Here is a 19,524-nt window from a genome sequence, read left to right as displayed (position 1 = left end):
TGACTTGCTTCTTTAAATTACTTTAAGTTCTCTGGGTTTAAAGCCTCCAGTTCAGGTATAACAAACCGACCATCTTTTCGAATTAATACATCATCGAAGTAAATCTCTCCTCCACCATATTCCGGACGTTGAATATTTACCATATCCCAATGGATATTGGAGTTGTTTCCATTCCAAGCATCCTCATAGGCTTGACCCGGGGTAAAATGGAAGCTACCATCGATCTTCTCATCAAAAAGAATGTCCTGCATAGGGTGTAGGATATACGGATTGACTCCAATTGCAAATTCACCAATATATCTAGCGCCTTCATCAGTATCAAAAATCTTTGTAATTCGTTCTGAATCATTTGCTGTTGCGTTCACAATCTTTCCATTTTCGAAGGTAAGCTTAACGTTTTCAAAAGTAAAACCATGATATGGTGATGGAGTATTATAGGTAATGACTCCGTTTACTGAATCACGTACAGGTGCAGTATATACCTCACCGTCAGGAATGTTCATTTCTCCCGCACATTTTACTGCAGGTATATCCTTAATGGAAAAAGATAAATCAGTTCCAGGTCCAGTAATTCTCACTTTATCCGTTTTATTCATAAGTTCCACTAGGCCATCCATAGCTTGACTCATCTTTCCATAATCAAGGTTACAAACATCAAAGTAGAAGTCTTCAAATGCTTCTGTACTCATTTTAGCGAGCTGTGCCATAGATGAATTCGGGTATCGTAGTACCACCCATTTTGTTTTTGGTACCCTTATTTCACGATGAACCCTCTTTCCAATCGTCTTTCCGTGTATCGCCATTTTTTCACTTGGAACATCTGATTGCTCTGAAATGTTATCACCAGAGCGAAGCCCTATATAAGCGTCCATATTGCTCATTACATTTGCTTCAAATTGGGCCATCATTTCATATTGCTCTTCTTGTGCTCCCATAAGAAGTGTACGATCAACGCTTTGATCTTTTAAAGATACAAACGGAAGAGCACCAGCAGCATAAGCTTCTTTTACTAAAGCTGTAACAAGCTCACGCTGTAAACCGAAATTCTCGATAAGTACTTTTTCACCCTTTTGTAGTCTGCAAGAGTAATTAATTAAATTTTTGGCTAGTGTTTCAATTCTAGGATCTTTCATTTTTAAACACCTCTTTATGTAATATATAGATATTGTAACCGAATTTAAGTTAAAATGCTGTTGTAATCAATTTTCCTTGCAGAAAAAGAAGGAATATATGGTTTCATATAGAAGGTTGTAGAAGAGTAACTTATACTAATGTTCTCTTATATGAATATAATGTTTCATTTAGGTTAGATATGGGTAAAGTTAGTATAGAACGTGAACATGGTGCATAGAAAGGGGTAACAAGTGTGTGGATTAATTTGCTTTATGTAAGTGCAGCAATCATCGCAATTTCTTTTTTTATCTTGGTTATTTATATCTCGAGAACACTGTCAGCCTTACAGGGATCACTTAAACAGCTAACAGGTACAGTAGGAGACTTAGAGAAGCAAATGCGGGGAATTACCAAGGAAACAACCGAATTGCTTACAAAGACTAATAGGCTTGCAGAAGATCTACAACAGAAAACTGAATCTTTAAGTTCTGTGGTACATTCGGTAAAGGAAATAGGAGAATCGGTTCAAAAATTTAATGTATCACTCAAAAATGTTTCTTCCTCTATTACTCAAAAGGCAGAAATAAATAGTGAAAAAATTACCCAAGCCATTCAATGGGGCAATGCAGCCATTGATGTCTGGAATAGATGGAAAGAAAAGAAGAGAACACAAACAGTAACCGAAGTAAATCGAGATTATGAAGGAGGAGTTTAATATGACTAAAAATCAAGGTGGATCAGGAAGAAATTTTGTATTAGGTGCTTTTATAGGTGGACTAGCTGGTGCAGCAACTGCATTATTTTTAGCCCCAAAATCAGGTAAAGAATTACGAGAAGATTTAAATGAACAGGCTATGGTGGTAAAGGATAAGACAAGTGGATACACATCAATTGCTTTAGATAAGGGATCTGAGCTTGCAGAATACGCAAAGCAAAAGACGATTAGCTTATCCCAAGCAGTTTCAGAACAAACGTCTCAGCTTACAGATAAGGTAAAAATCACAACAGAAGAACTTAGTGATGAGGCTGCAGCTGTGAAGGAAGATGTCCTGAATGAGCTTGAAGACACAGGTGAGGAATTGCTAGAAGAGGTTGCGGAACAAGCTAAAATAAATGAACAAGAAAAGAACCTTTTATAGGAATATAGATGGATTAAAGAAGGTGGAGACATAGAAAGTTCCTTCACCTATCTAACTATTGGGTGGAGGAATGAACATGAAAACTAGAGTCTCAACCATAGAACAATTTGAGAATATAAAGGTAAGTACGTCGGAGTTCTTAGTGATTAAGCACAGTCTAACTTGTCCAGTTAGTACAGCTGCATTTGATGAATATGAAAAATTTGTTAACGATCATGCTGACGTACCAACCTTTTATCTTTATGTTCAAGAAGAGCGTGATCTTTCAAACTACATAGCTGAAAAACATGAAATCAAGCATGAATCACCACAAGCCTTATTTTTTAAAAATGGTGAAGTGGTTTGGAATGCTTCTCATTGGAAAATCACTAATCGTTCTTTAACAGAAGCAATTAGATAGTCAATAAATCAAAAAAGGCCAAATCACAATTTATTGTGATTTGGTTTTTTTCTTTTCTTTTTTTATTTCAATAAAATGGGAAAAACACAATTGACAAATGTTTCCTTTAGTGTAAAATTACACTAAAAGGAGAAAAGGTGATGATAATGGAAACTTTATTATTTTTCTCAATCATTGCTATAGCATTAATGAGTTCTATTGTATTTATAAGAAAAAGTAGAAAAATAACTAGCAATACATTAAGGTTTTTTGTTCCAACCTTATTAAGCTTGCTCATATTATCTGCCGGTGTAATTTGGTGGTTTATCGTTGCATCGGATGGGTTCAGTCAAGTTAACGGAGCTATGATTTATATTGCATCATTTTTCATAATCATTATGATTAATGGAATTTTATTACTCAAAAAAGGAAAATAACAAAATGACAAAGGAAGAGTTAATCGAGTTGTTAAGTAGTAAATTTAAATTAATTAGGGTAGAAGTAGATTATACACAAGATAAAATGGCAGAAATACTAGGAATTTCTAAAAAAACACTTGTACAAATTGAAAAGGGTAGAATACATGCGAATTGGACTACAACTGTAGCATTATGTGCGTTGTTTAGAACGAGTTCTATATTAGAATCAACTTTGGGTGATTCCCCAATAGAAATTTTAGAAACTATTGCTCACGAGAACATTTTAGAAGTCAAGGAGAAAACATTAGGCGGACATGTATGGTGGAGAGAAATCAATTCTTCAGAACTATATAAATTACAACAAAACATTATTTCTAAACATTATAGAATAATCAATCATAATGATTATAGAATTGGGAGTTCGTTCAATAAAGAAGAAATAGAGGCATTTTTCATCAAAATAAAATAATGGGGTGACATTTTGAAGGTATTAACGATATATTTAATTTTTGTGTTGGCATTGACGATTATGGGATTTTTCTTAGGTATGAATGTTGGTGGAAACCATTTTGAGGATTTTATTTTTAATGGTGCTCGTGGTTATGAATTAGGAGGACAGGTAGGTGGACTACTAGGTTTAACCGTAGGATTATCGCTCATAATTGTTCATTTATTATTAAAAAAATTTAGAAAGGACTAGGAAATCTCCTAGTTTTTTTATTGATAATAGGAATTAAGTTTTAACAAAGCCTTTGCATAGTAATTCGCCTCCCGCACCCAGCCCCTTGAAAAAAGAATCCGCTTTTTCCTCGGTCAATACCCCTTGTTGCAACAGGAGGTTGCGCACATATTCGGATAGCTTTACTATCTCCAGTGCATGAATACGAGTATCACCTGCAGGTTACTCTAAGCATGATGTCTATATAAATCTGGAGGGTGACTATGTCAGTATACGTTTATCAAACATTTGAAATTAAACAGGATCAGTTAAGTGAAGCGATTAAGAATGTGAGAACCATTCAAAATTATCGCAATGAACACTATGATCACAAAACCGAAATATTGTCTCCAATCTCAGGTGAAGACTTTCAATATTCCTTTTTGTCTATCTTTGAAGGACTAGCCGAGATGGAACTACAAAGCAAAAAAATGTTTGAAGATGAAGAGTATAAAGAGCTTATCACTGAGTTTATGGAAGAGAATATTGTACAAGGAAGTCTTTATACACAAATATACAGATCTTTGCCAGGCCTGAAGAGCGACAGTGATTCGGAGTAAAATCATCCCTTTACATTTATCTAGAGGAATTCTAAAAAGATAAAGGAGGGATATAGTTTGGATTTCTTTGTTCCTAATGAAAATTCAGGTCAGGGAAAAAAAGGTGGCGCAGGTACACTTAAATGGTGGCAGTTATCATTAATCGGTGTGGGCTGTACAATTGGAACTGGATTTTTCTTAGGTTCTGCTATTGGTATTAAAGTTACAGGGCCATCTATCGTTTTCTCATTTATATTAGCAGCAATAGGGACATACATTGTATATAATTTGTTAGCAAAAATGACGGCTCAAGATCCACAAGAGGGCTCGTTTTGTTATTATGCGAACAAAGCATATGGAAGATGGGCAGGATTTAGTTGTGGTTGGAATTACTGGGGATCAAATATACTTATAATGGGGAGTCAACTTACAGCACTTTCAATTCTTTCAAGGTTTTGGTTTCCCAATGTCCCACTTTGGATTTTTGCTTCTGGTTATGCCATCCTATCAATTATTGTGGTTTTAACAGGGGCCAATGGCTTTAATAAGGCAGAAAACTTATTTGCCATTATAAAAACAGCAGCCATTATCATGTTTATTATTTTAGCAGTTGCAGCCTTATTTGGCTGGATTGGTGGAGACCCTAAAACACCTAGTTTTCCAAATACAACAAAAGAATTATTTCCAGAAGGATTTAAAGGGTTTTGGGCTTCTTTAATTTATGCATTTTATGCTTATGGGGGAATTGAAGTCATTGGTCTCCTAGCAACAAAGCTAAAGAATAAAGAAGATTCTCCTAAAGCGGGAATTATCATGTTAATCTTACTTGTTACTATTTACGTTGCATCACTGGGACTAGCGGTTATTCTAGCAAAGCATGGTGCTTTTACTCATAAGGAAAGTCCTTTTGTGACAGCCTTATCTCAGTATAACTTAGATTTTTTCCCGCATGTGTTTAATGGGGCAATTATCATTGCTGGATTCTCAACAATGACAGCCGCACTGTTCGGAGTAACGACTCTTTTAGTTACGCTAGCTGATAGTGGAGACGCACCTAAGCTATTTTCTAAAAAACTTAAGAAGTGGAAGGACCTTCCTCTCCCATCATTAGCATTAGCAACTGCAGGATTAATTGCATCAATCATTACGGCTTTCTTGCTACCAGGAAAAATTTATGAGTATATCACAACCGCTGCTGGTATATTGATTTTACTAAATTGGTCATTTATTATTATTTCGGGTCTTAAAATATTAAAAGTAAAAGCTTGGGGGAAAATACTAGCCTTTACTGGTATCCTCCTAATTCTGGCTGCAATTAGTGGTACTCTGATGGAAGAGACCATTCGGTTAGGTCTTGTGTTTAGTGCGGTATTTGTATTAATCATAGGAATAGTAACCATAATTATGCAGAAGAAAGTCTGGAATAAACAGGCTAAGTCACATTGATTAACGAAAAAAGAGACTAAGCAATCGCAATTCCTAGTGAGTAGCGTTGGCTTAGTCTTTATTTATGTTTTTTTATTTCAACATACTTTTATATACAGAAACTAAAAAACAATATCCAGTTGATCTCCAGGAACAAGTGTCTCGTCAAAGCCTACTTCCTTTTCGTTACGTAGAAGTTTAAAACCTTTAATTCCGATAGTAGGAAGCTCTAAATCAATGAACCTAAAAATGTCTTGAAATATAAAGGGACTTGTTTTAGTGGTTACTGTTTGTATAGAGTCTCCATTTTCAATGATATCTGTTTCCTTTAATACTGCTCCATCCTTAAGTATCTTAACAGACTCTCTTGTTAACGTAATTTTTTCTCCTCTAAAAAACACAGTGGTGGAATCTGTCAATATTAGCTGAAGGTGCTCTGCCAATTCTTTAACAAGAAGAGGAGGACCAGCTACGATTTCAACTATATCCTGATCGATAAAACCTGATTCTTTCGGCACTTCACGTTTGTTTTTAACTATTTTTCCACTATGAGAATGTAAGGAGACTTTTCTACTGTTTACACTTACTGAGAATGGTTTCAGTAGTTGGGTAAGATTAGAAGCATTTATGCTGTTTAAAATTTCTTCAATGGTTTCTGGGAAATGATAGGTGAGATTGTCATGATCCTTTACAAAATCAGTGGCATGGATTGGTTTTCCGTTCCTCATTATAGTAGCTCTTATTTTTTCTAGCCTTTCGTTTAAGACGATACTTTTTGTGGGAGGTTCATCAACTAGCTCACTAACTGTAATGGAAGCTGCTTTTCCGTCTTCACCTTTTTCTACTAATAGCTGATCACCATTCCTTACTAGAGAATCTAACATGCAGGGTGTGCCATTGATCAGCAAAGTTGGGGCTAACCCATGATTACCTGGTATTGTATATTCACGATTATTTAAAGTAATCATAATAGCCATCCCAGGTTTACCATAGAGCTTGTTCATATTAATTCCAGCAGCAAGTAAACAATCACCAACAGTTAGTTGCTTCATATCAAATAACCTAACTGGGCGATCGTTTACATATACCGTAAGATATTGAACTGGGCTTTGTCCAGAAGCAATCGCTATACCAATCGGTGTCACGAGTTCAGGTCCTCGTAATAGGTGATCGGCTAACTTGATATTCTTAATGGCATCAATGCCTCTTATAGCTACTCTATTTTCAGGTAGTTCTAACATGTTAGCTATTCTTTTCGGAAGCTCAGGTGTTAGGCTTCCACCACCTACTAGCATAATCGCCTTTGGTGACTTTCTATTTAAACGTAGGATTTCTTGGCAAATAGAATTTGCTAACAGATCTATTGTATCTGTTATCTTATTAATAACATCCAATCGTGAAATTTCGGTTTCAAAACCAAGAATATCTTCAATTAGGATGTTTTCATGTGTATATAAGTCGCGCTTTGCCTTTTCAGCTAATGGAAAATCTAACAATAGCTCATCGCTGATTGCCTCAGTTATCTCATCTCCGGCAATCGGAACCATCCCATATGCGACGACTGTTCCTTCATCAGTAATAGCGATATCAGATGTTCCTGCACCAATATCAACTAGAGCAACGTTTAGTCTTCTCATTGAAGGCGGAATCAGAACATTAATTGCCGCAATTGGCTCTAAGGTAAGTGCTTCCATTTCTAATCCAGATTGTTGCAAGGCAGATAGTAATGATTCCACAACAATTTTTGGCAAGAAGGTTGCAATAATTTCTACAGATGCTTCTTCACCTTGTTGGTCCATTAGGTTCCCAATCTCTTCTCCATCTAAGTGATAATGCATGATCGAATAACCTACACAATAGTAATAATGATTGTTTTCATCCGTATACTTAGAAGCAAGGGCAAATTGTGCTTGTTGTACAGCACTTAATTCCATGTGAAGGATATCTTCTTTTTGAATCAGCGGCTTCCGTTTTATATCAAGAGTCACTTTAGCCCTTTCTGTCTTTAAAGCACGGCCTGCTGCTGCAACACACACCTTATGTAGTGGCCCATGTTTCTGCTCCAACTTATGCTTTACTTGTGTAATGACATTTGAAACCGATCGTACATCATGAATTTGCCCATCTACCATTGACCGTTCAGAATGCTCAATAGACTCAATATCAATGACTTCATATAAATCATTAACTTTTTTAATAATAAGGCCAACTACGGACCTTGTACCTATATCAAGTGAAAAAATAATAGGCTGTTCCTGCATGGAAGCATCACCTCTACCTTAGTACATACATATAATACTTTATCGCTTAAAAGCGTTTAATTAATAAAGTGGAATTCGTGACAACGATTTATATATCGTTTATAATAAATTCTAATTAATAGAAATGTACCATATTTTCAAAGTTATTTAAACAAATAGAAAGGATGTTTGAGATGAGTAATGTTGAGCTAGATCAGCTAAGAGAACAATTAGATGATGTGAATTTAAAACTGCTAACACTTTTAAATGAGCGCGCGAAAATTGTTAAAGAAATTGGTAAGGTAAAAGAAACCCAGGGGGTTAATCGATTCGACCCTGTTCGTGAGAGATATATGCTTGATAAAATTGCTACTGAAAATGAGGGTCCATTTGAAACTTCTACTCTGCAACATATCTTTAAAGAAATCTTTAAGGCGGGTTTAGAGTTACAAGAAAACGATCATCGTAAAGCTTTGTTAGTTTCAAGAAAAAAGAAGCCAGAAAATACAATCGTTAATCTTAAAGGCGAAATGATTGGTGATGGAAAACCACATTTTATATTTGGTCCATGTGCAGTCGAGAGCTATGAACAAACTGCGAAGGTAGCAGAGGCCGTGAAAGCTAGAGGCTTAAAGCTTCTAAGAGGTGGAGCATTTAAACCAAGAACATCACCATATGATTTCCAAGGCTTAGGATTAGAAGGTTTAAAGATTCTTAAAAAAGTAGCGACAGAATATGATTTAGCGGTTATTAGCGAAATTGTAAATCCTGCTGATATTGAAGAAGCAATTGAATACATTGATGTTATACAAATTGGTGCTCGAAATATGCAAAACTTTGAATTACTTAAAGCAGCGGGTTCTGTAAATAAGCCTGTCTTGTTAAAGCGAGGGTTAGCAGCAACGATTGAGGAGTTTATAAATGCTGCTGAATATATTAATTCACGAGGTAATGGTCAGATCATTCTTTGTGAACGTGGAATTAGAACTTACGAAAAAGCTACGAGAAACACGTTAGACATTTCAGCTGTTCCTATCTTAAAGCAAGAAACACATTTACCGGTAATGGTCGATGTTACTCATTCAACGGGTAGACGTGACTTGTTATTGCCAACTGCAAAGGCTGCACTCGCCATTGGTGCAGATGGTATTATGGCGGAAGTACACCCAGATCCTGCAGTCGCTTTATCGGATTCTGCTCAACAAATGAATATTGAGCAATTCAATCATTTCCTAGATGAATTGCATGCTTTTATGCCAATAAAAGCGTAGATACATTAACCTTCCCTCTTAAAAAGTTGGAAGGTTTTTACTTGTTTAACAAGAAGTATTTACATAAATGATCTGTTAACATTATATTTAAAAAGTAATTTCAATTATCTGGAGGAAATTTGTCATAAATCTGAATCTTTAACTAAATAAAGGTTGAAAATGATGGTAAAGACATTGCGGTACAAGCGTTTGTATCGTATCATTAGTAACATACAAAAAATTCTAAAATTATGGCTATATTTTACATACTTAGTTTTTTCATGATAACAAGGAGGAGCATGACATTGAATATTACGATCTATGATGTAGCTAGAGAGGCAAATGTCTCGATGGCTACCGTGTCACGAGTAGTGAACGGAAATCCAAATGTAAAACCTGCAACTAGAAAAAAAGTATTAGAAGCAATTGAACGTTTAGGATATAGACCTAACGCGGTAGCAAGAGGGTTGGCTAGTAAGAAGACAACCACTGTTGGGGTCATTATTCCTGATATATCAAGTATCTTTTTTGCAGAGTTAGCTCGTGGAATCGAAGATATCGCAACTATGTACAAATATAATATTATCTTAAGTAATTCTGACCAAAATAAAGATAAGGAACTTCACCTTCTAAATACGATGCTTGGGAAACAAGTAGATGGAATTGTATTTATGGGAGGCAATATTTCAGAAGAACATGTTGCTGAATTCAAAAAGTCTCCAGTTCCAATCGTATTGGCAGCTACTCTTGAAAAGAGCAACCAAATTCCTTCCGTGAATATCGATTATAAGCAGGCTGCATTCGATGCAGTAACCAATTTGCTTGAAAGAGGACACAAGCAAGTAGCTTTTGTATCCGGGCCCTTACATGACCTTATTAATTCTGAAGAGAAGCTTGAAGGCTATCGTCAAGCATTAGCTGAAAAGGGTATTCCTTATCAAGAGGAACTAGTAATGGAGGGAGATTATTCATACGACTCAGGAATTGAGGGGTATGAAAAATTAAGTGAACTGTCAAGTCCACTTACTGCTATTTTTGTTGCAACTGATGAAATGGCTCTAGGGGTCATTCATAGTGCACAGGACCGTGGTAAAGTTATTCCAGATGATGTAGAAATTATTGGTTTTGACAATACTCGCCTTGCCACAATGGTACGTCCACAGTTAACGACGGTTGTACAACCGATGTATGACATAGGTGCTGTTGCAATGAGGTTACTAACAAAGCTAATGAATAAAGAAAAGGTTGAGGATCATATTGTCGTATTACCTCACCGAATTGAATTCCGAAAATCAACAAAATAAATAAAAACATAAATGAAGGGCTAATAATGGATTATCATTATTAGCCCTTTGCTACTATAAGCTAGTTAAATCATTCAAAGAATACAAGCAGGCGTTTCTAAGTAACTCGAATGTGACTTAATGCCTGGTTAAGTATATGGCTATTTTTCCCGTTGATTTCAATCTTCCTTGGTATCGGTTTTACTAGATTAGGAGGATCAAACCACGTAGTTGGAAGTTCAACTGAGGCCTTTTCCTGCCATCGGTTTATCCATTCCTTTGGAAGATCTTGCTTATATGCAGAGGACTGTTCAGTCATTTCAAGCCAAATCATAGACCAAGCTCTAGGGACTACCTTCCAAAGGTCATATCCACCGCCACCCACTGCTATCCATCTACCTTGACAATATTGGTGTGCAATTTTATGAGCTAGCTTAGGGATTGCTTCAAAGATTTTCATTGTACAGGACAAATGGGTAAGTGGATCTAAGTAGTGAGCATCGGCACCATTTTGTGTGATAATGATATCAGGTTTAAAATAAGCCGCAATCTCATTTAAAGCGGTTTCATATGCTTCTAAAAAAGAGTCATCCTCTGTAAAAGCATCTAGAGGAATATTAAAGGAATATCCATATCCTTCTCCGTAGCCTCTTTCGTAAGTCGTACCTGTACCAGGAAAAAGGTAGCGCCCTGTTTCATGAATAGAAAGGGTACAGACAGTAGGATCATCATAAAACGCCATTTGAACACCGTCACCGTGATGGGCATCTGTATCCACATATAAGATTCTCAGGTTATAAGTTTCCTGAATATACTTAATAGCAACCGCAATATCGTTATAAACACAGAAACCAGAGGCTTTTGCTTTAAAGCCATGATGTAATCCTCCGCCCAAATGTAAGGCGTGATCTGCCTGTCCGTTCATTATATGGTCAACCGCAGTTAAAGTGCCACCAACAAGCCTTGCGCTTGCTTCATGCATGTTAGGAAAGATTGGGGTATCCTCAGTCCCTATTCCATAGCTTGAGCTCATTTCTTCATTTAACTGACCCATACTAGCCTTCTTAATCGCCTGTATATATTCAGCATCATGGAATAAAGCCAACTCTTTATCGGTTGCCATCCTTGGTTCGATTACATGAGCAGAACTTAGAGAAGAATTTAGTTCCAATAAGTCCTTTGTGGCAGTTACCCTTATTTGATTAAAAGGATGATAATCGTTAAATTTATATTCTTCTATTTTAGGTGAATGAATAAAAATGGACTTATGATTAGTCATAACGTACACCTGGATCTCTTTTCTTTATTCTTTGTTTAAGAAGTTTCGCCTTGTTTTGCTGACTGTCATTGTTAGAAGTTGAGCTTATTTCAGTAGTCTCTTTCATCAAAACTGCAACCATAAAGATCCTCCTTCCCATGAAGAATTAATATATAAGAGGTGAAGTCGACCTCATATTGCATGTATGTACTTAAAGATGAACTAATACATAAAACGATGTCTAAATCTTAATCTGTCAAATTGTTGAATGGAATCTGGATCAACGCGTGAACCAATTCTAACCATGAGACAATTCGCAGGATGGGAGCTAATTTCTGGATCATCAGTTGCAAACCAAATAAGACCACCAGAATTCATCATCTTCTCCATTACTTTTCGATATTCCCATACATTTAAGCCTGTTCCTTTTAAGTCCCAATGCCAGTAATATTCAGTTGTGATAATAATATAATCGTTCATAGCATCATCCATCATCGAAACAGTTAAAAGATTCTTTCCAACAGACTTTCCACGATATTTTGGAATGACCTCAATTGCACCAAGCTCAATTAGATTTTCCATTTTACCTTCAGACCATCGTTCTAGTGGGTCTGGATATAAATAAGTAACATACCCGACGATCATATGCTGATCTCTTGCAACTATAATTCTTCCTTCAGGGAGTTTAGCGATTTCAACAAGCGCTTTTTTCTGTTGCTCAGGAACTCGAAAGGAAGTTAAGTCTTCATGAAATTCATAAGATGCAAGTTTTTCAGACGGGATTGGTCCTTCGATAATCAGGGTACCATGTTGTGTTTTTAATTCCATTGCGTTGTATGTTTTTTTATGAAGCATTACATCACCGCCAATAACTTTATTGTAAGATACGCCTTACTTTAATCTACCTCTATTATTATACTGATGCGAATAGATGTAAAGCGTTTTCAATGTTAATAGTGGAGAAAAAAGTAGAATAAGGGAATTTTTTAAAAATTGAGAAAAACTTGTAATTATATTATAATATAACAGAAAAGATTACATAAAGGGGGAGAAGAGTAATGAAGTTGGAAGCGCTTCCTGTAATAAAAGGAGATTTTAATCTAAATAGTTATGATGATGTAAAAAACCAATTTTCTTGGGATGAAGTAGAAAAGGAATTTTCGTGGCACTCTACGGGTCGATTGAATTTGGCATATGAGGCAATTGATAAGCATGTTGACACTGCCAGAAAAAACAAAGTAGCCCTCTACTATAAGGACTCTTCTCGTAATGAGAAATATACATTTAAAGATATGAAGGAATCATCTAATAGAGCTGCAAATGTACTTAAGCAGTCAGCTGATGTTGAAAAGGGAGATCGAGTGTTCATTTTTATGCCGCGTTCTCCAGAGCTTTATTTTATGGTACTAGGAGCAATTAAATTAGGGGCGATTGTTGGTCCGCTTTTTGAAGCATTTATGGAAGGCGCTGTTAAGGATCGTTTACTAGATAGTGAGGCGAAGGTTTTAGTAACAACTCCTTCACTACTAGAGCGCGTTCCTTTGGAAGATCTACCAGCCTTGAAATCGGTTATTTTAGTTGGTGAAAATGTACATGAAGACGGTATGTTTATAGATTACTATGCAAAAATGAAGGATGCTAGCAAGCATCTCGAAATTGAATGGTTGTCGAAAACTGATGGACTGATACTCCATTATACATCTGGATCAACGGGCAAACCAAAGGGAGTTTTACATGTCCAAAATGCCATGATTCAGCACTATCAAACTGCTAAATGGGTACTAGATTTGAAGGAAGAGGATATATACTGGTGTACAGCAGATCCAGGCTGGGTAACGGGTACTTCGTATGGTATTTTTGGACCATGGCTTGTTGGTGCTTCTAATGTTGTAGTAGGTGGAAGATTTAGTCCAGAGGCATGGTACGAAACCATTGAAGAATATGGGGTTACAGTTTGGTATAGTGCTCCAACTGCATTTAGAATGCTGATGGGTGCAGGTGACGAAGTAGTTAAGAAGTTTAACCTTGGATCGCTACGTCACATTCTGAGTGTTGGAGAGCCGTTGAATCCTGAAGTTATTCGTTGGGGAATGAAAGTATTCAACTTAAGGGTTCATGATACTTGGTGGATGACCGAAACAGGTGCTCAATTAATCTGTAACTATCCATGTATGGAGATTAAACCAGGTTCAATGGGTAAGCCAATACCTGGTGTCAAAGCGGCAATCGTTGATGACCAAGGTAATGAGCTTCCACCAAATCGAATGGGGAACCTTGCTATTAAAAAGGGTTGGCCTTCTATGATGTATACGATTTGGAATAACCAGCAAAAATATGAATCTTATTTCATGCCTGGAGATTGGTACGTTTCGGGAGACTCAGCCTACATGGATGAAGATGGGTACTTCTGGTTTCAAGGACGCGTTGATGATGTAATTATGACATCTGGAGAGAGAGTAGGGCCATTTGAAGTAGAAAGCAAGCTTGTGGAGCATCCCGCCATCGCTGAAGCAGGAGTAATCGGGATTCCAGATCCAGTTCGTGGCGAGATCATTAAAGCCTTTATTGCATTACGACAAGGCTTTGAACCATCAGACGAATTAAAAGAAGAGATAAGACTTTTTGTTAAGAAAGGCTTAGCAGCACATGCAGCACCAAGGGAAATCGAATTCAAAGATAAGCTACCTAAAACACGTAGCGGGAAAATTATGAGACGTGTTCTGAAAGCTTGGGAGTTGAATTTACCTACTGGTGATTTATCTACTTTAGAAGATTAAAAAAGTGACCTCGATACGAATATGTATTGAGGTTCTTTTGTTAATAGTATATCATGCTAAAGAAATCAAAAAAAACCTATGACGATTACCGTCATAGGTTTTTTGTTATTACTCATTACTGTCCTGCAGGAGGATCTGCAGGATCTGCTGGATCTATTGGATCTACCGGATCAACTGGGTCAACAGGGTCTTTTGGAGGATCTACAGGTTTCTTTGGATCTTCTGGCTTCTTTGGATCCTCAGGTTTTGGTTCTGGCTTTTCAGGTTCAGGCTCTGGTGGTTTTTCCTTCAGCCATTCGCCTTTTAAAGCGTGTTTTGAAGGTGCTCCTTCTCTACCCGCTACATCAACAGCTGTCACGTAATATGCTGCAATAGTAGAGTTGATTGCGAATCCACCATTTTCAGTGAAATCCTTAACTGACATACTTCCAACCTTTTTGAATTGATCGGAGAAGTTTTCAGCACGGTAAATGCGGTATCCAACGATATCATTATGGCCATGCTTTGCCCATGTTAATTTATTTCCTGAGATACCAACTTTATCAGTTGGGCTAGGTGCGGATCCATTATCGGCGAGTGGTTCGTCTTCAGGAACCACAACATTTTTAAAAGTAGCTTGCTTAGAAAGTAATTTCATTAGCTCTGCAGCACTCTTAAGGTTATTTTCTTCTAGAAACTCCTTCTTAATCATAACTCCATCTGTTGTAAACTCAGCAGGTGTTGAATCTAAGGCACGATAAGCTTTATCACCTAGCGTTATGAATTTACCCTTTTCTAATGTATCATCAACTTTTCTAGGCACAAAGTTAGCATTGAAAATATCGGTTTGTACTAGACCAGCCTCTTTACATAAGTCTGATGGAAGTAAACCTGAAATGGTACAATACGATCTTCTCACAATTCCACCTGGCATCTTAAATGTTTCATTAGACTTCACTAACTCGGGTCTAATATCATAGGCAGCATTCATTAGTTGTGCCCAAATCATTTGACCTCTCTTAGAGTAGGAAAGTCCTTTGTAAGCCTCTAATCTCTTTGGAGTATCATACCCAATCCATGTACCAAACGTTACATTTGGATTAGAAGCAACAAACCAAGAGTCTCTAAATTCCTGAGAAGTTCCTGTCTTCCCTGCCCAGTCAGAAGAGAATTTAAGCATTGAAGGCACACCTGAAGCGGTACCACCTCGTATTACATCTCTCATCATATCAATAGTCAGATAAGCGGTTTGTGGAGAGAATACTTCAACTTCTTCACTTTTATGCTGATAAATGACTTCACCATCTTTTGTTTCGATCTTTTCAATCATGTATGCATCGACGAATTTACCACCATTCGCAAATGTAGCATAAGCGTTTACGTTTTCTTCAACGGTTACCCCAGTCTCCATACCACCCAGAGACATAGCTAGGTTGGAATGATCACCTTCTGTTAGACTAGTGAAGCCCATTTTTTCTAAAAAGCTAGTAGGTCTTTGATTAACTATTTTTGTATAACCGATAACTGCTGGAACATTATGAGATTTTGCAAGGGATGTACGAGCTGATACAAATCCATAGTGTGCACCACCGAAGTTTCCGGGGTTCCACACCTTTCCACCAGCGACCATTTCAAAATTCACATCAACAAATACAGTACCTGGCTGGATTAGACCCAGCTCCATTCCAGGGGCATAGACGACAAGTGGTTTCATCGTTGAACCATTTTGACGCGTTGCTCGTAGTGCGTGGTTAGTTTGCTCTCGGCTATGATCACGACCTGCCACAAAACTGATAATTTTACCTGTTTTATTCTCAGTCAGGACAGCACCAACCTCAACGGGTTCTACTACTTTTTCCATTTCACCTGTATCTGGATTTTTCTTTTCTTCCGTTTTATCTTGACCGTAGTATTGGAATTCCTTTGCTACTACTTGCATACGGTCATATATTTCTTTATCAATCGTTGTATAAATCTTATATCCATTTTGCCTCATTGTTGTATCAGCTAAGTTTAAGTAAGATTGATTTAATTCACTGTCGTTTTTTAAATCTTCTTTTTCATATCCATCCTTTGTTGCAAGCTGTTCAGCAATGATTTCTTTCGTACGCAATTCAATTTCGGCTGTTAACCATGGGTAATCTTCGGTTGGTGACGGCTTTGCTGGTGCAAAACTAGCAACCAAGTCAAAATTGATGGCCTCATTATATTGCTCTTGTGTAATTTTCTCTGCACTAAGCATTCTACTTAACACAGTTTTCATTCGATCTAATCCTGGCTGAAGGTTATTTTTAATTTCACCAGCATTAGTGAATGGTGTATAACCAAACGGACTTTGTGGTAGACCTGCGATAAATGCAGCTTGCGAAAGATTTAAATCTTTCGGTTCAACGTTAAAAATACCAAGTGCAGCTGTTTTTACACCTGCAATATTATCTCCAGAGCTATTTCGCCCAAAAGTTGCTACATTTAGGTACGTTTCAATAATTTCCTCTTTATTAAAGAATTGCTCAAGACGCATTGCTAGTAAAATCTCTTTTGCTTTACGTTCAAACGACACTTCGCTGGATAAAATTTGATTCTTAATCAGCTGTTGTGTAAGAGTACTTCCACCTGTTTGAGTTTGCGCATTTGTTACTTCTTGTAATAATGCACGGAGAATGGCTTTTGGAACCACTCCATTATGCTCATAGAAATATTCATCCTCTGTTGCAATCACCGCATCGATCAAATAAGGAGATATTTCTCCTAAAGCAAGCTCCTCACGATAGATATCTGAACGAATTTCCCCTAAGTAAACATTGTTTGCAAAGTAGACCTCTGATGTCTCTTCATAGTTGTATATGTCATTTTTCATACTTTCATAGCTTCTAATAGGCTCGTCCTTTACGAGGGAGGCAAAATATCCAGCACCAACTCCACCGGCAAAGAATGCTCCTATTAATCCAATTACTAAAAATACTAAAAATAAATTCCAGATAACTTTGTATGAAACAGAAAATACCTTTACCGTTCTTTTGCTAAATATTACATCTTTAAAGGTTTGCAAGTATTCTTTTATCATTGATTTATTAATCCTCATAACACTCCCCCTAAATCACCTATTATTATAGCACATAACAAATAGACTTTTACATACACTAGAACACATATTATAGGAAAAATAAACCATATTCTAAAAGCAAATCATAAGATTGGTTTGACATTGGCTTGGCTCCTATGGTATTAATTTTAATATGAATTTTTATTTAACCTAAATACAGTAAGCGATGATAGGAATACAGTAGTGTGTTTATTCCCTGTTTTAGAGAGCTGATGGTTGGTGCAAATCAGTACAAATTAACACATGAATTACATCCTTGAGCATCTTTTGTGAAACCTAGTAGCAAAAGACGGTGAAACCGTTAAATTGTCTGAGTGGGAAGCAGTTTGCTTTCAACAAGGGTGGTACCGCGACTACAACTCGTCCCTTTTTTAGGGAGGAGTTTTTTTGTGTTTTAGGTAAACTTATTAAGATAGAAAGGGAGTGTCGAGATGGATTTATTAAAGGATTTGGAATTTCGTGGACTCATTCATCAGATTACAGATCATGAAGGGTTGGAAAAAGTATTATCAGAGGAGAGTATCAAACTGTACTGTGGATTTGATCCAACTGCTGATAGTCTTCATATAGGGAACTTATTGCAAATTGTGACATTACGTCGTTTTCAGTTAGCAGGACACTCTCCAGTTGCTCTTGTAGGTGGAGCAACGGGATTAATTGGAGACCCAAGTGGAAAGGCAAATGAGCGAACATTGAATTCTGCAGATGTGGTTGTGCAATTTACTGAAAAAATTAGAAATCAATTAGCTCGCTTTTTAGATTTTGAACATCCAGAAAATCCAGCAACTATTGCAAACAACTATGACTGGATTGGTAGTCTAGATGTAATTTCCTTTTTACGTGACGTTGGGAAAAGCTTTGGATTAAATTATATGTTAGCCAAAGATTCGGTACAGTCCAGACTTGATGCGGGAATCTCTTTTACAGAGTTTAGCTATATGATTTTACAGTCATATGATTTCCTTAAGTTATATGAAACACAAGGAGTTCGTTTACAGATTGGTGGAAGTGATCAATGGGGGAATATTACGGCTGGTCTTGAATTAATTCGCAAATCAGTTGAAGATTCAAAAGCATTTGGGTTAACAGCTCCACTTGTCACAAAAGCTGACGGTACTAAATTTGGTAAAACCGAATCAGGAACGATTTGGTTAGATCGTGAAAAGGTCTCACCTTACGAATTCTATCAATTCTGGATTAATACAGATGATCGCGATGTAATGAAGTTTATTAAATGCTTTACGTTCCTATCAAAAGATGAAATTGAAGCGATTGAACGAGATATGGTGGAAGCTCCAGAAAAAAGAACAGCACAAAAGCGCTTAGCTGAAGAAGTTACAACGTTTGTTCATGGCGAAGACGCACTAAAACAAGCTATTAAAATTTCAGAAGCCCTATTCTCAGGGAGTATTGGTGACTTAACAGGAGAAGAGATTAGAGAAGGGTTCAAGGATGTTCCTTCTGTTGAAGTAAGTGGATCAGAACAGCCTACTCTTGTTGATTTACTTGTGCAAGGGAAAATCTCTCCTTCAAAACGACAAGCACGTGAAGATATTTCAAATGGAGCGATTTATATAAACGGTGAAAGAATTCAAGAGCTAGATTTTGTGGTATCCAATGAACACCGTATTGAAGATGCCTATATGGTAATTAGACGAGGAAAGAAAAAGTATTACTTAGTTACATTTATTTAATTGATCTTGGCCATCTCCTTTGGAGATGGTTTTTTTAATTTTCGGGCGGTAAAACGCAAGAAAACGGATCAAAGTCACAAGAAAAAGGAAAAAGTTGCAAGTAATTAAGTGAATTCGCAAGTGAATTTTTCAGACGCAAGAAAACGGTCAAATACGCAAGTAAATCAAAATGCTCGCAAGAAAACAATCGGAAGTTGCAAGTAAAAGT

The 19,524-nt window shown here is 36.8% G+C and carries 18 protein-coding genes and 1 other annotated feature; of the genes, 12 read left to right on the top strand and 6 right to left on the bottom strand.

The window, feature by feature from the left end:
• Positions 1-17: 17 nt before the first annotated feature.
• Complete coding sequence (locus tag G4D63_RS09425; RefSeq protein WP_163179367.1) at positions 18-1,133, bottom strand: aminopeptidase; 1,116 nt, start codon at positions 1,131-1,133, stop codon at positions 18-20.
• Between the two features lie 233 nt (positions 1,134-1,366).
• Between G4D63_RS09425 and G4D63_RS09420 the strand changes: the two genes are divergently transcribed.
• From G4D63_RS09420 to G4D63_RS09385, 8 genes are all read left to right on the top strand, one after another.
• Complete coding sequence (locus tag G4D63_RS09420) at positions 1,367-1,828, top strand: DUF948 domain-containing protein (RefSeq protein WP_338023897.1); 462 nt, start codon at positions 1,367-1,369, stop codon at positions 1,826-1,828.
• Position 1,829: 1 nt separating this feature from the next.
• Positions 1,830-2,252, top strand: coding sequence for a YtxH domain-containing protein (locus G4D63_RS09415; RefSeq protein ID WP_163179366.1), 423 nt, complete (start codon positions 1,830-1,832; stop codon positions 2,250-2,252).
• A gap of 76 nt (positions 2,253-2,328) precedes the next feature.
• Entirely contained in the window at positions 2,329-2,652 is a 324-nt protein-coding gene (ytxJ, locus tag G4D63_RS09410; protein ID WP_420837807.1) for a bacillithiol system redox-active protein YtxJ, read from the top strand.
• Positions 2,653-2,792: 140 nt separating this feature from the next.
• The gene (locus tag G4D63_RS09405) at positions 2,793-3,068 is read left to right on the top strand and encodes a hypothetical protein (protein WP_163179364.1); all 276 of its coding nucleotides are present in this window, start codon (positions 2,793-2,795) and stop codon (positions 3,066-3,068) included.
• Between the two features lie 4 nt (positions 3,069-3,072).
• Positions 3,073-3,519, top strand: coding sequence for a helix-turn-helix transcriptional regulator (locus G4D63_RS09400; RefSeq protein WP_163179363.1), 447 nt, complete (start codon positions 3,073-3,075; stop codon positions 3,517-3,519).
• A 12-nt stretch (positions 3,520-3,531) separates the two neighbouring features.
• Positions 3,532-3,750 (top strand): hypothetical protein, encoded by a 219-nt coding sequence (locus tag G4D63_RS09395; RefSeq protein WP_163179362.1) that lies wholly within the window; start codon positions 3,532-3,534, stop codon positions 3,748-3,750.
• Positions 3,751-3,992: 242 nt separating this feature from the next.
• Positions 3,993-4,328, top strand: coding sequence for a hypothetical protein (locus G4D63_RS09390; protein WP_163179361.1), 336 nt, complete (start codon positions 3,993-3,995; stop codon positions 4,326-4,328).
• A gap of 57 nt (positions 4,329-4,385) precedes the next feature.
• Positions 4,386-5,753 carry an amino acid permease gene (locus G4D63_RS09385; RefSeq protein ID WP_163179360.1) on the top strand — a complete coding sequence of 456 codons (1,368 nt, stop codon included), beginning with the start codon at positions 4,386-4,388 and terminating at the stop codon, positions 5,751-5,753.
• Positions 5,754-5,854: 101 nt separating this feature from the next.
• Here the strand turns inward: G4D63_RS09385 and G4D63_RS09380 are convergent, their stop codons facing one another.
• Positions 5,855-7,993, bottom strand: a complete 2,139-nt coding sequence (locus G4D63_RS09380; RefSeq protein ID WP_163179359.1) for a cell division protein FtsA — start codon at positions 7,991-7,993, stop codon at positions 5,855-5,857.
• Positions 7,994-8,166: 173 nt separating this feature from the next.
• Here G4D63_RS09380 and G4D63_RS09375 point away from each other — a divergent pair, with 173 nt between their 5' ends.
• Together G4D63_RS09375 and ccpA are read left to right on the top strand one after the other, a co-directional pair.
• Positions 8,167-9,243: a bifunctional 3-deoxy-7-phosphoheptulonate synthase/chorismate mutase gene (locus G4D63_RS09375; RefSeq protein ID WP_163179358.1), complete on the top strand. Its 1,077-nt coding sequence runs from the start codon at positions 8,167-8,169 to the stop codon at positions 9,241-9,243.
• 278 nt (positions 9,244-9,521) lie between these two features.
• Entirely contained in the window at positions 9,522-10,526 is a 1,005-nt protein-coding gene (ccpA, locus tag G4D63_RS09370) for a catabolite control protein A (protein ID WP_163179357.1), read from the top strand.
• Between the two features lie 97 nt (positions 10,527-10,623).
• Here the strand turns inward: ccpA and G4D63_RS09365 are convergent, their stop codons facing one another.
• From G4D63_RS09365 to G4D63_RS09360, 3 genes are all read right to left on the bottom strand, one after another.
• Positions 10,624-11,784, bottom strand: a complete 1,161-nt coding sequence (locus G4D63_RS09365; protein WP_163179356.1) for an acetoin utilization protein AcuC — start codon at positions 11,782-11,784, stop codon at positions 10,624-10,626.
• Positions 11,777-11,905 carry a hypothetical protein gene (locus G4D63_RS22045; protein WP_275580248.1) on the bottom strand — a complete coding sequence of 43 codons (129 nt, stop codon included), beginning with the start codon at positions 11,903-11,905 and terminating at the stop codon, positions 11,777-11,779. The genes G4D63_RS09365 and G4D63_RS22045 overlap by 8 nt, the downstream gene beginning before the upstream one ends.
• Before the next feature lie 80 nt (positions 11,906-11,985).
• A complete protein-coding gene (locus G4D63_RS09360; RefSeq protein ID WP_163179355.1) occupies positions 11,986-12,618 on the bottom strand; it encodes a GNAT family N-acetyltransferase in 633 nt (210 codons plus the stop codon).
• A gap of 203 nt (positions 12,619-12,821) precedes the next feature.
• Here G4D63_RS09360 and acsA point away from each other — a divergent pair, with 203 nt between their 5' ends.
• Positions 12,822-14,540 carry an acetate--CoA ligase gene (acsA, locus tag G4D63_RS09355; RefSeq protein ID WP_163179354.1) on the top strand — a complete coding sequence of 573 codons (1,719 nt, stop codon included), beginning with the start codon at positions 12,822-12,824 and terminating at the stop codon, positions 14,538-14,540.
• A gap of 115 nt (positions 14,541-14,655) precedes the next feature.
• Here acsA and G4D63_RS09350 read toward each other — a convergent pair whose 3' ends face one another.
• Positions 14,656-17,601, bottom strand: coding sequence for a transglycosylase domain-containing protein (locus G4D63_RS09350; RefSeq protein ID WP_163179353.1), 2,946 nt, complete (start codon positions 17,599-17,601; stop codon positions 14,656-14,658).
• Positions 17,602-17,779: 178 nt separating this feature from the next.
• Positions 17,780-17,993, top strand: a binding site (T-box leader).
• 60 nt (positions 17,994-18,053) lie between these two features.
• On the opposite strand from G4D63_RS09350, the gene tyrS reads away from it, so the two are divergent.
• Entirely contained in the window at positions 18,054-19,316 is a 1,263-nt protein-coding gene (tyrS, locus tag G4D63_RS09345) for a tyrosine--tRNA ligase (RefSeq protein WP_163179352.1), read from the top strand.
• Positions 19,317-19,524: the final 208 nt, after the last annotated feature.

This window comes from Bacillus mesophilus (assembly GCF_011008845.1).
Taxonomy (GTDB): domain Bacteria; phylum Bacillota; class Bacilli; order Bacillales; family SA4; genus Bacillus_BS; species Bacillus_BS mesophilus.
Note: the sequence above shows the minus strand (reverse complement) of the source record. Positions and strands in the feature narration are given on the sequence as shown.